Annotated in this window: 11 protein-coding genes and 2 pseudogenes; 9 read left to right on the forward strand and 4 right to left on the reverse strand. The window is 66.6% G+C overall.

Annotated features, from left to right (window positions below; translation table 11 throughout):
* Window positions 1-75 precede the first annotated feature (75 nt).
* Window positions 76-717, reverse strand: coding sequence for a VTT domain-containing protein (locus tag WCZ84_RS06235; RefSeq protein WP_372685399.1), 642 nt, complete (start codon window positions 715-717; stop codon window positions 76-78).
* 80 nt (window positions 718-797) lie between these two features.
* Here WCZ84_RS06235 and mutL point away from each other — a divergent pair, with 80 nt between their 5' ends.
* Both mutL and miaA read left to right on the forward strand, forming a co-directional pair.
* Complete coding sequence (gene mutL / locus WCZ84_RS06240) at window positions 798-2,660, forward strand: DNA mismatch repair endonuclease MutL (protein ID WP_372685400.1); 1,863 nt, start codon at window positions 798-800, stop codon at window positions 2,658-2,660.
* Window positions 2,661-2,663: 3 nt separating this feature from the next.
* Entirely contained in the window at window positions 2,664-3,638 is a 975-nt protein-coding gene (gene miaA / locus WCZ84_RS06245) for a tRNA (adenosine(37)-N6)-dimethylallyltransferase MiaA (RefSeq protein WP_372685401.1), read from the forward strand.
* Here the strand turns inward: miaA and purM are convergent.
* On the reverse strand, window positions 3,628-4,677 hold the full coding sequence (gene purM, locus WCZ84_RS06250; RefSeq protein WP_372685402.1) for a phosphoribosylformylglycinamidine cyclo-ligase: 1,050 nt from the start codon (window positions 4,675-4,677) through the stop codon (window positions 3,628-3,630). The two genes, miaA and purM, sit on opposite strands and share 11 nt — an antisense overlap.
* Before the next feature lie 143 nt (window positions 4,678-4,820).
* On the opposite strand from purM, the gene hda reads away from it, so the two are divergent.
* The 7 genes and pseudogenes from hda to WCZ84_RS06285 all read left to right on the forward strand — a co-directional run bounded on the left by hda (window position 4,821) and on the right by WCZ84_RS06285 (window position 11,506).
* On the forward strand, window positions 4,821-5,531 hold the full coding sequence (gene hda / locus WCZ84_RS06255) for a DnaA regulatory inactivator Hda (protein WP_372685403.1): 711 nt from the start codon (window positions 4,821-4,823) through the stop codon (window positions 5,529-5,531).
* Window positions 5,528-6,226: an HAD family hydrolase gene (locus tag WCZ84_RS06260; RefSeq protein WP_372685404.1), complete on the forward strand. Its 699-nt coding sequence runs from the start codon at window positions 5,528-5,530 to the stop codon at window positions 6,224-6,226. Before hda ends, WCZ84_RS06260 begins: the two co-directional genes overlap by 4 nt.
* A 72-nt stretch (window positions 6,227-6,298) precedes the next feature.
* Window positions 6,299-7,711 carry a polynucleotide adenylyltransferase PcnB gene (gene pcnB, locus WCZ84_RS06265; RefSeq protein ID WP_372685405.1) on the forward strand — a complete coding sequence of 471 codons (1,413 nt, stop codon included), beginning with the start codon at window positions 6,299-6,301 and terminating at the stop codon, window positions 7,709-7,711.
* A 2-nt stretch (window positions 7,712-7,713) separates the two neighbouring features.
* Window positions 7,714-8,262, forward strand: a complete 549-nt coding sequence (gene folK, locus WCZ84_RS06270; RefSeq protein WP_372685406.1) for a 2-amino-4-hydroxy-6-hydroxymethyldihydropteridine diphosphokinase — start codon at window positions 7,714-7,716, stop codon at window positions 8,260-8,262.
* A pseudogene (locus WCZ84_RS06275) lies at window positions 8,259-8,735 on the forward strand (dihydrofolate reductase); the annotation flags it as partial. The gene folK and the pseudogene WCZ84_RS06275, both read left to right, overlap by 4 nt.
* 57 nt (window positions 8,736-8,792) lie before the next feature.
* Window positions 8,793-10,121, forward strand: a complete 1,329-nt coding sequence (locus WCZ84_RS06280; protein WP_372685409.1) for an aspartate aminotransferase family protein — start codon at window positions 8,793-8,795, stop codon at window positions 10,119-10,121.
* A 77-nt stretch (window positions 10,122-10,198) separates the two neighbouring features.
* Window positions 10,199-11,506, forward strand: coding sequence for an arsenic transporter (locus WCZ84_RS06285; RefSeq protein WP_372685407.1), 1,308 nt, complete (start codon window positions 10,199-10,201; stop codon window positions 11,504-11,506).
* On the opposite strand, the gene WCZ84_RS06290 is transcribed toward WCZ84_RS06285, so the two are convergent.
* The gene (locus WCZ84_RS06290; protein ID WP_372685408.1) at window positions 11,463-11,681 is read right to left on the reverse strand and encodes a 4-oxalocrotonate tautomerase family protein; all 219 of its coding nucleotides are present in this window, start codon (window positions 11,679-11,681) and stop codon (window positions 11,463-11,465) included. The genes WCZ84_RS06285 and WCZ84_RS06290 overlap by 44 nt on opposite strands.
* A gap of 20 nt (window positions 11,682-11,701) precedes the next feature.
* Window positions 11,702-12,199: pseudogene (locus tag WCZ84_RS06295) on the reverse strand (glycine dehydrogenase (aminomethyl-transferring)); the annotation flags it as partial.

Raw genomic sequence — 12,199 nt, forward strand, 5'->3', positions numbered from 1 at the left:
GACCGCGCCCCTGAGCGCCCCGCCCCGGGCCGTGCGTGCGGCCGCGCACTGACCGGCCCCGCACCGTGCGCCCGATCAGGACTGGCGTGGGCGGGCGTGCAGCAATTTCCAGAGCACGCCCAGGGCGGCCGGTACCGCAGCCGCCGCCACGCCGACCAGCACGATGGTGTTCAGGTGATCTTTGATGATGGGCACGTTGCCGAAAAAAAAGCCCAGGGTGATCAGCCCGGCGATCCAGAGTACGGCACCCAGGGCGTTATAGAGCTGGAACAGCCACCATTGCATCCCGGCCACCCCTGCGACAAATGGCGCAAACGTCCGGAACAGTGGCAGGAAGCGCGAGAGCACGATGGTCTTGCCACCGTGCTGCTCGTAGAACGCGTGTGTCCTGATCAGCGCCTTGCGATCGAGAAACCGGTAGTCGCGCGCAAAGACCTTGGGCCCGATATAGTGACCCACGTGATAATTCACGGTATTGCCCAGGATCGCCGCAACGATCAGAATGCCGCCCAGCAGCACCGGATCCAGCAAGCCCGACGCCCCAAAGGCGCCGGCGATGAACAACAGCGAGTCACCGGGCAGAAAGGGCAGCACCACCAGCCCGGTCTCGCCAAAGATGATCCCGGCCAGGATCAGATAGATCCAGGCACCGTATTCGGCCACCCACACCCCCAATGACTGGTCGATATTCAAAATCAGCTGGAAAAACTCTGCCATGGAAATGGATGGCCCCGTACCGGATGAATGAAACGCGCTGCTCACTATAATCGTTATCTGAAATCATTGCCTTTCGCCCTATGTCACGACCCATTGCCCCCCTGCCCGATACCCTGATCAGCCAGATCGCCGCCGGCGAAGTCATCGAGCGGCCCGCGTCGGTCCTGCGCGAACTGCTCGACAATGCACTGGACGCCGGCGCGCAAGCCATCGAAGTGCGGCTCGACGGCGGCGGGATACGGCGCATCGTGGTCACCGACGACGGCGCCGGCATTCCGCGCGACCAGCTCGCGCTGGCCCGGCAGCAGCACGCCACCAGCAAGATCGGCTCGCTGACCGAGCTCGAATCCGTCACCACCCTCGGGTTTCGGGGCGAAGCGCTGGCGTCGATTGCCTCGGTCGCCCAACTGACGCTCACGTCGCGTACGGCCACTGAACCGCATGCCTGGCAGCTGGCCCCCGGGCAGACCCAGCCCGAACCGGCTGCCGGAGCGCTGGGCACCCGCATCGAGGTGCTTCAGCTGTTCGACGAGATCCCGGCCCGACGCAAGTTCCTGCGTGCCGAAGCCACAGAGTACGCCCATTGCCTGGACGTGATCGAGCGCATGGCGCTGGCGCATCCCGGCGTGGCGATCCGCGTGTTTCACAACGATCGCGCACAGCGCCACTGGCCCGCCACCGACCTGCCGGGGCGCCTGCACGACGTCCTGGGCGCAGACTTCATGCAGCAGGGCGTACCGATTGCGGCCGAACAAGGCTTGGTGGCGCTGGATGGCGTCATCACGCGCCCCACGTTCGCACGCAATCGGGCGGATCGCCAATACTTGTACGTCAACGGTCGTCACGTACGCGATCGGATACTATCGCACGCCGTGCGCCAGGCCTACGCCGACGTACTCCACGGCGACCGGCAGCCCGCCTGGATCCTGTTCCTGACCCTGGATCCCAATACGGTCGACGTCAACGTGCACCCAGCCAAGCAGGAGGTGCGCTTTCGGGAAAGCGGTGCGTTGCACCGCTTCGTGGTGCAGAGCCTGAGCGCCGCGCTGGCGGGGCCGGGTGCGGCAGCCGGACAAGCCGGCGAAGACGCTGGCAACCAACGCCCCGACACGGCTGGCCTGGCTGTAAATCCCCCCCCGGCCGATCCTTCCGTCGCGCATCCACCCACGCCACGCCCTCTCGCGCCCGGCGCCTCAGAGCGTGGCGCCACGCAACCCCGTGCCACACCGGCCCCCTGGATACGCCCCCCGGTCCAGCAGCCCATGGCGCTGCACGAACCCACCGATCCCGACGGCTGGCAAAAGCTGTACCGGCCTCTGGAAAACACCCAAGCCACCACGGCGCACGAGGCCGCCACGGACCTGCCGTTGGGCATGGCATTGGGGCAGCTGCACGGCATCTACATCCTGGCTCAGAACCGGGACGGGCTGGTCGTGGTCGACATGCATGCCGCCCATGAACGCATCGTGTACGAATCCCTGAAGCAAAAGCTCGACGAAGCGCCTTTGGCAGCCCAGGAACTGCTCGTCCCGGTGGTCATCGCCGTGGGCGAGGTCGCCGTTGCCCTGGCGCAAGAATACCAAGCCACCCTGCAAGGCCTGGGGTTGCGCCTGGCCGCGATGGGGCCGGGCTCGCTGGCGGTACGGGCCGTACCCGCCCTGCTGGCCGATGGCGACATCGAATCCCTGGCGCGCGGGGTGCTGGCCGACCTCGCCCAATACGGCCAATCCGCGCACCTGACCGAACAGCGCAATGCCTTGCTGGCCACCATGGCCTGTCACGGCGCCGTACGCGCGCATCGCCGCCTGACCCTGGAAGAGATGAATGCCTTGCTGCGCCAGATGGAACGCACCGAGCGTGCCGGCCAATGCAATCACGGCCGCCCCACGTGGTTTCACTGGTCCCTGGGCGACCTCGACAAACGCTTCATGCGGGGCCAATAAGGCATGACCCAGGGCACGGCCGCACCCGTTCTTTGCCTGACGGGGCCCACCGCCTCGGGAAAGTCGGCCGCCGCGCTGGCCCTGGCCCAAGACTGGCCGATCGAGCTGATCGTCATGGACTCCGCCACCCTGTATCGGGGCATGGACATCGGCACGGCCAAGCCGAACGCCGCCGAACAGGCGCAGGTCCGACACCACCTGATCGATATCCTGGACCCCGCCGAACGCTATTCGGCCGCCCGATTCGCCGCCGATGCCGCGCGACTGATCACCGAGATCGAAGCACGCGGACGCATACCCCTGCTGTGTGGCGGCACCCTGCTCTACTGGAAAGCCCTGCGCGACGGCCTGCACGCGCTGCCCCAAGCCGACCCGCTGCTGCGCGCTGAATTGGATGCGCGCGCCCAGCGGCAGGGCTGGCCGGCCCTGCACGCCGAACTGGCCCGCGTCGACCCGGCCACTGCCGCCCGCCTGGCCCCCCACGACCGCCAGCGGCTGCAGCGTGCGCTGGAAATCTTTCATGCCAGTGGCCGGCCCATGAGCGACTGGCTGGCACAGCCGCCCCAGCCCTGGCTGCCCGGCCGGCGATTCATCACCATCAGCCTCGAGCCTGCGCGGCGCGATGTACTGCACGAACGCATCGCCCAGCGTTTCGATGACATGCTGCAAGCCGGGCTGGTGGCCGAGGTGCGGGCCCTGATGGCACGCCCCGACCTGAACCTTGGCTTGCCCGCCATGCGATGTGTCGGTTATCGGCAGCTATGGGCCCACCTGCTGGGCCGGATCCCCCTGCCCGAAGCGCGTGAACAGTCGATTGCCGCGACCCGCCAACTGGCCAAGCGACAGATGACCTGGCTGCGCGCGCTGCCCGGGCGACACCGTATCGACTGCCTGTCGGCAGATGGAACGACCCGGGTGAAGCAGGCGGTCGCCAAAGCGCTCACTGAGCCGCCGCCCCGATCCGCCGTCAGAGAATGACGGTCTGTGCCGCGTCCGGCCCGACAGCGGCGATCTCGCCCAACACGTGCACGGTTTCACCCTGGGCGCGCAGGGTCGTGGCGATCGCATCGGCCGCCGGGGCCTCGACCACCAGCACCATGCCGATGCCGCAATTGAAGACCCGCGCCATTTCGGCATCCGACACACGCCCTTGCGCCTGCAGCCACTGGAACAGCGCCGGGCGCGCCCACGCGTCGCCCCGCAGGTTCGCACACAGGCCTGGCTGCAGGATGCGCGGGATGTTTTCGAGCAGCCCCCCGCCGGTGATGTGCGCCAGGCCCTTGACGGCCCGCCCGTGGGCGGCCAGTGCGGCCAGCACCGCCCGCACATAAATGCGCGTGGGCGCCATGATGACGTCGGCCAGCGGGCGCCCCCCCAGGTCGTGCTCGGGCCGGGCGCCGGCGTGCTGGAGAATCTTGCGAATCAGCGAATACCCATTGGAATGCGCGCCGCTGGACGCCAGCCCCAGAACCGTGTCTCCGGGCGCGATGCTGAGGCCGTCGATGAGGGCGGATTTTTCCACGACCCCCACGGCAAAGCCGGCCAGGTCATATTCGCCCTCGGGATACATGCCGGGCATCTCGGCCGTCTCGCCCCCGATCAGGGCGCAACCCGCGAGTTCGCAACCCCGCGCCACCCCGGCCACCACCTGGGTCGCCACGTCCAGGGACAGCTTGCCGCAGGCGAAATAGTCGAGGAAATACAAGGGCTCGGCCCCCTGCACCAAAATGTCATTGACGCTCATCGCCACCAGGTCGATACCCACCGTCGCATGGCGCTGCCATTCGAACGCCAGGCGCAGTTTGGTCCCCACGCCGTCGGTGCCCGACACCAGGATCGGTTCGCGAATATCGCGGGGCAGCTCGAACAGGGCCCCGAATCCCCCGATGCCGGCCATGACGCCGGGGCGCAGGGTACGGGCCGCCAGCGGCTTGATGTGTTCGACCAGGGCCTCGCCGGCGTCGATGTCGACCCCCGCATCCCGATAGGTGAAGGAAGGTTTTGAGGTCTCTGTCATGATGGAAGCTGCCCGGCGGAAAGAAAGCCACGCGATATGTGAAGATATGAAGAAAATGGCCGAATATGCCAGAATGCCTGTTTTCAGCCATGCTGGCCCTGATTTTACCTGACTGCGCGCCCGACCCGCGCGCGCCGAACCCCATGTTGCAACAGCAGATCCTGGACATCCTGCAGGCCCCCGCCCCGACATTGGCCGGGTTCGTCGCCGGTCCGAATGCATCGGCGCTCGAAGCGGTGCGCGCCTTGCAGCCCGGCACGCTCCTGTACGTGTGGGGCGGGCCAGGCAGCGGGCGCAGCCACCTGCTGCAGGCGCGCGCCAACCTGTCGGAGCCGGGCCAACCAGCGGGCCTGTTCGTTCCGGCCGCCCAGGCCGGGCAACGGCTGCCGGCGCTGGCCGATGTCGACACCCCGCTGCCCGCCGTGCTGATCGCCATCGACGACGTGCAGCATCTCGGCGCCGCCGCGCAAAGCGCCCTGTTCGGCCTCATCAACCGCTGGCGCACCGCCATGGGCACCCCCGGCGCCTTTAGCCTCCTGTGCGCGGGCGACTGCGCCCCCCGCATGCTGGCGCTGCGCGAAGATCTGCGCACCCGGCTGGCCTGGGGCCAGGTCATACGCCTCCAGCCGCTGTCGGACCAGGATCGCGCCCTGGCCCTGCAGGACCAGGCCGCCGCGCGAGGTGTCCCCCTGGGGCCCGAACTGCTGCAGTGGATCCTGACGCACCACGACAGGGACATGGGCCGCCTGATGGCGCTCATGGATGCCCTGGACCGGTATTCCCTGGCCCGCCACAGGGCCATCACCCTGCCGCTGCTCAAAGAGCTGCTGGCCCATTCTGCTCCACGCCCATGACCCGTCATCTCGCCCTGTTCGATCTGGACCACACCCTGCTGCCCTTCGACAGCGATTACCAATGGGCCGAATTTCTCGCACGCACCGGGCGTGCAGGCGATCCGGACCAGGCGCGCGCGCGCAACGACGATCTCATGCGCCGCTACAACGAAGGCACGCTGAGCGCCGAGGAAGCCGCCGATTTCATGCTCGGCCTGCTGCGCCTGGGCACCGCCGACGAACTGGCGGCCTGGCATCGCGAGTACATGGACGAAGTGGTGCGACCGCGCCTGCTGCCACAGGCCCATGCCCTGGTGGACCAACACCGGGCCCGCGGCGCACTGTGCGCCATCGTCACGGCGACCAATGAATTCGTGACAGGCCCCATTGCCCAGGCCCTGGGCATCCAGCACCTGATCGCCACCATCCCACAGCAGGACGCACGCGGCCGATATACCGGGCGAATCTCGGGCACGCCGAGCTTCAGCACCGGCAAAGTGCTGCGCGTGCATCAATGGCTGCAAACACTCGATCGGCAACTGGAAGACTTCGATGAGACCTGGTTCTACAGCGACTCGATGAATGACCTGCCGCTGCTGGAGGTCGTGAGCCATCCCGTGGCCACCAACCCCAGCGCCGCCCTGCGCGGCCTGGCTCGCGCACGCGGCTGGCGGGAACTCGACCTGTTTGCCGACCTGCAGGATGCCAAATCCTGAGACGGAAGGCGCGCCCCCATTCGCTGGGCGGGGTTGACGAGGTACGCTGCCGAGGCTGGTAAAATACGCGCCATGCTTCAGCAGACCATACGCCATCTCGTCACTCGCCTGTTTGCCGGTCAACCATCGGGGCCCTTGCGCCTGTCGCAAGACCAGCACGGTATCGACCGGCGCCTGGTCTCGCGCCACGCGATCAAGGTATGCGAGGTCCTGCAGCAGAAAGGGTACGACGCCTATGTCGTGGGCGGTGCCGTGCGCGACCTGATCATCGGGCTCGCCCCCAAGGATTTCGACGTCGCCACCAACGCCACGCCGGCCCAGATCCGGCCGCTGTTCAGGCGCGCGCGCATCATAGGGCGGCGCTTCCAGCTGGTGCACGTGGTCTTCGGCCAGGAAGTCATAGAAACCTCCACCTTCCGCGCCGCATCACCCACCGGCCAGCCCACGGACGAGCACGGCCGCATCCTGCGCGACAATGAATTCGGCACCCACGAGGAAGACGCCGCCCGCCGGGACTTCACCATCAACGCGCTGTACTACGATCCTCTCAAGGAAGAAGTGATCGACTTCCACCACGGCGTGGCAGACCTCAAGAACCGCGTGGTGCGCATGATCGGCGACCCGGAAACACGGTACCGCGAAGATCCGGTGCGCATGCTGCGCGCCTTGCGGTTCAAGGCCAAACTGGGCGCCCGCATCGACCCGGCCACGGCCGAGCCGATTACCCGCCTGGCCGCGCTCATCGAGCACGTACCCGCCTCGCGCCTGTTCGATGAAACGCTCAAGCTGCTCAGTTGCGGCCATGCCATGGACTGCCTGCGCGAACTGCAGCAGGCGGGCCTGACCAAAAGCCTGATACCGGTCATCGATCACATATTCCAAGAAGAGCGCGACGAAGCCTTCGTGGACATGGCACTGTCCCGCACCGATGCCCGGGTGCGTTCAGGCAAGACGGTCAGTCCGGGCTTTCTGTTCGCGGCCCTGTTGTGGCGCCCCGTCCACAAGCGCTGGCAAGAACAGGTGGCCCAAGGGGTGCAACGCAACGAAGCCCTTATTCAGGCCGCCGACGCGGTCATGGAAGAGCAACTGCATACGCTGGCCATACAGCGGCGCCATCAAGCGGACATGCGAGACATCTGGCTGATGCAGGCCCGCTTCGAGCGGGCCACGTTGCGCACCATCTGGCGTGTACTCGAACAGCCCCGTTTCCGCGCCGCAGTCGATTTTCTCCAGTTGCGCGCCGAGGCACGCGAAGTCGACAGTGTGCTGGCCCAATGGTGGATGGATCTGGCCAACAGCACGGACGAGCGCCGCACCCAAATGATCGAAGCCTGGCATGCCGGCCATGCCGGCAGCCGCAAGACGGGGCCTGGGCAGACGTCACGCCGGCGCCGACGCCCCAGCCGGCGCAAGGCGGCCGCCGCGGATCAGCCGGCGCATGCCGCCAGCAACGCTTCCGGCCCCCAGGGCATCGCATCCAGCTAACCATGGCCGCATCGCACCCCGACCGCGCAGGGCACGTTGCGCCTGCTTTGCACGCCTTCATCGGCGTGGGCGGCAACCTGGGAGACCCCATCCGCGCCGTACACCAGGCGGCGGACACTTTAAGCCAGCACCCCCAGGTGCGGGCCTTGCGCCTGTCGCCCCTGTACATCACGGCCCCCGTGGACAGCACGGGCCCCGCCTACGTCAATGCGGTCATGCGCATCGAGACCACGCTGATGCCGCACGCGCTGCTGGCCGTGCTGCAGCAGATCGAGCAGGCCCATGGCCGCACTCGCCCCTGGCGCAATGCACCGCGTACGCTGGACCTGGACCTGCTCTGGTACGACGGCCGCCACATCCACACGCCGGATCTGATCGTGCCCCATCCCCGCATGCACCAGCGCGCATTCGTGTTGCAGCCGCTGCAGGATCTGGCACCGGACCTGACGCTGCCCCAAGGCCCGCTGGCCGCATTGCTGGCCCAGTGTCGAGACCAGAAGATCGACCGGCTGGCCGCCCCGAACGACACCCAAGATCCTGAATTTTCATGAGCGCATCCCGTTTTCCACACATCCGGCTCGTCGTAGCGTACGATCAGGACCGCGGCATCGGCCTGCAGGGCGGCATGCCGTGGCACCTGCCGGGCGACTTGGCGCACTTCAAGCACAGTACCCTCGGACACCCGATCATCATGGGCCGCAAGACATGGCTAAGCCTGGGCCGCCCGCTGCCTGGGCGCCGCAACCTCGTACTGAGCCGGGATCCTGATTTCCGGGCCGCCGGTGCCGAATGCCATGCGTCGCTGGATGCAGCCCTGGCACATTGCGCGGGCGAAAGTCGCGTGGCCATCATCGGCGGCGAGGGTGTCTTTCGCCTGGCCCTGGCATTGGCCGATGAAATCATCGCAACCGAAATCCACGCCCGCTATCCCGCAGACACTTGGTTTCCCGCGCTGCCCGACGGCACCTGGGAAGAGATCGAGCGCCGGCCTCAGGCGGTCAGCGACAGCCCGCGCTATGACTTTGTGATTTACCGCAGAGTGACGCAAAATAAGACTTCCCACCTATCCAACGAGACTGAAATGCCCAGCGATCCCCACGCCCTGCCCGACCTGTCCAACCTGTGGATGCCTTTCACGGCCAACCGACAGTTCAAATCACACCCCCGCCTGCTGGTCGGCGCCCAGGGCATGTACTACACCGCCCGTGACGGCCACCGCGTACTCGATGGCACCGCAGGGCTGTGGTGCGTCAATGCGGGCCACGCGCGCCCCGAAATCATCGAAGCCCTGTCGCGACAGGCGGGGCGTCTCGACTATGCGCCCAGTTTCCAGATCGGCCACGAAGATTCCTTCCGGGCCGCCACCCAAGTGGCGGCCCTGATGCCCGATGGCCTGGACCGCATCTTCTTCACCAACTCGGGCTCCGAATCAGTGGACACCGCACTGAAAATCGCCCTGGCCTATCACCGCGCCCGGGGGGAAGGCCAGCGCACCCGCTTCATCGGGCGTGAGCGCGGCTACCATGGGGTCGGTTTCGGCGGTATTTCCGTGGGGGGTATTTCACCCAACCGCAAGACGTTTTCCGGCGTGCTGATGCCAGGGGTGGATCATCTGCCGCACACCCATGCACCCGAACACAATGCCTGGTCCCGTGGCCAGCCGGCGTGGGGCGCACACCTGGCCGACGCCCTGGAAAACATCATCGCACTGCACGACGCCTCCACCATCGCGGCGGTCATCGTCGAGCCGATGGCGGGGTCCACTGGCGTGCTCATTCCGCCCGTCGGTTATCTCGAACGGCTGCGCGACATCACCGCGCGCCACGGCATCCTGCTGATCTTCGACGAGGTGATCACCGCATTCGGGCGCCTGGGCGCGGCGACTGCCAGCGGGCTGTTCGGCGTGACGCCGGATCTGATCACCATGGCCAAGGGCATCAGCAACGCGGCTATTCCCGCGGGCGCCGTGGCCGTACAGCGCGGCATCCATGATGCCATCCTGGGGGCCAGCCATACGGGCATTGAATTTTTCCACGGGTATACATATTCGGCCCATCCGATGGCGACCGCGGCGATGCTGGCCGCGCTGGATGTCTACGAAAAGGACGGCCTGTTCGCACGCGCCGCCGCACTGGCGCCCCGCTTCGAGGAAGCGGCCCACAGCCTGCAGGGCAAACCGCACGTGATCGACGTACGCAATCTGGGGCTGGTGGCCGGCATCGAGCTGGCCTCCCGCCCGGACGCCCCGGGTGCGAGGGCGGCCGAGGTCTTCGACCGCTGCTTCGATCGGGGGGTGTTGGTGCGCTATACCGGGGATACCCTGGCGTTTTCACCACCGCTGATCATCGAAGAGGCGCAGATCGACGAACTGTTCGGCACGGTCGCAGACGTACTGGCCGAAATCGCCTGATTCACACGACACCACCCCGGCCACACCCCTAGAAACCCGGCAGGCCCGCCTGCCGGACACGGCACTTCCCGATCCCCATGCCGCTGGCACTGATTATTTTTCTCCTGACCCTGGTGCTGGTGATCTGGCAACCGCGCGGGCTGGGCATTGGCTACAGCGCTCTGGGCGGGGCCGTGCTCGCCCTGCTGACCGGCGTGGTGCAATGGCCGGACGTGGCTGTGGTGTGGGGCATCGTCTGGGACGCCACCTTTACTTTTGTGGCCCTGATCGTCATCTCGCTGATCCTCGACGAGGCCGGTTTTTTCTCCTGGGCGGCACTGCACATCGCCCGCTGGGGCCGTGGCCGGGGCCATCGGCTGTTTCCCCTGGTGATCCTGCTGGGCGCCGTGATTGCCGCCTTCTTTGCCAACGACGGGGCCGCGCTGCTGCTCACTCCCATCGTGATCGCCATCTTGCACCGCCTGAAATTTTCCCCATCGGCGACCCTGGTTTTCATCATTGCCACCGGCTTCATTGCCGACACGGCCAGCCTGCCGCTGGTGATCTCCAACCTGGTGAATATCGTCAGTGCCAACTTCTTCGGGGTCTCGTTCTCCCGCTACGCGCTGGTGATGGCGCCCGTCAATCTGGTATCCGTCATGGCGTCGCTGGTGGTGCTATGGCTGGTGTTCCGCCGTCAAATACCCAGGCAGTACCCTGTGGATGACCTGGACCCGCCCGCCAGCGCCATCGTCGATCCGCAGGTATTTCGCGCCGCTTTCCCACTTCTGGCCACGCTGCTGCTGGCCTACTTCGTGCTGGCCCAGTGGCAGCTGCCATTTTGTCTGGTCGCCGGCAGCGGCGCACTGACGCTGCTGGTCATTGCCGGGCGGGTCGGCCAGGCAGCCCGGCAGCCGATCGTGCCCCTGGGCCGCATCATCCGCGACGCGCCCTGGCAAATCGTGCTGTTTTCACTGGGCATGTACCTGGTGGTGTATGGCCTGGGGCAAGCCGGGCTGACCCGCTACGGCGCCGAGGCGCTGGCATGGCTGGGTCGCCAGGGCACGATGACGGCCACCATCGGTACGGGCTTTCTGGCGGCCGTCGTCGCGTCGATCGTGAACAACATGCCCTCCACGCTCGTGGGTGCCCTGGCCATCGACCAGGCGCAGGTCGCGGACACGACCCGCCAGCTGATGATCTACGCCAACGTGATCGGCAACGACCTCGGCCCGAAATTCACCCCCATCGGCAGCCTGGCGACCCTGCTGTGGCTACACGTGCTGGCCGGCAAAGGCCACCGGGTCACCTGGGGGCAATACATGAAGATCGGGCTGATGATCACGCCGCCCGTATTGCTGGCTACGCTTCTGGCCCTGGCGCTCTGGCTGCCCGCAATGCAGTGATGCTCTGGCCCCCGACCCCCCAGTTGTCCGTATCGACTTCATCGATCACCACGAACGTGGTTTGCGGATCCTTGCCAAGCACGTCGACCAGCAACTGCGTGGTGCCTTCGATCAGCCGGGCTTTTTGTTCAGCCGTCACGCCATCGCGCGTGACCCGTATGTTTACATAAGGCATGTGGATCTCCTGGTGAATACTCAAGCATACGCCTCGACCGGCGGACAGGCACAGGTGAGGTTCCGGTCGCCCCAGGCATTGTCCACCCGGGCCACGGGCGGCCAGTACTTGTTCTGCACCAACCCCGGTACGGGATACGCCGCCTGGGCCCGCGTATAGGGATGATGCCAGTCGTCGGCCAGCAAGGTCACGGCCGGATGCGGGGCATTGACCAGGACATTGTCGTCCAGAGGCTGTTCGCCGCGCTCGACCGCTTCGATCTCGGCCCGGATGGCGATCATGGCGTCCACGAAGCGGTCGAGTTCGGCCAGACCCTCGGATTCGGTGGGTTCGACCATCAGGGTGCCGGCAACCGGAAAGCTCATGGTCGGTGCGTGGAAGCCGTAGTCCATGAGCCGCTTGGCGATGTCTTCGGCGCCGATCCCGCTGCGGTCTTTGATGGGCCGGATGTCGAGAATGCATTCGTGGGCCACGCGGCCATTGGGCCCGGCATAGAGCAGCGGATAATGCGGCGCAAG

Origin of the sequence: Castellaniella sp., assembly GCF_041675725.1 — a bacterium.
Lineage (GTDB): Bacteria > Pseudomonadota > Gammaproteobacteria > Burkholderiales > Burkholderiaceae_B > Castellaniella.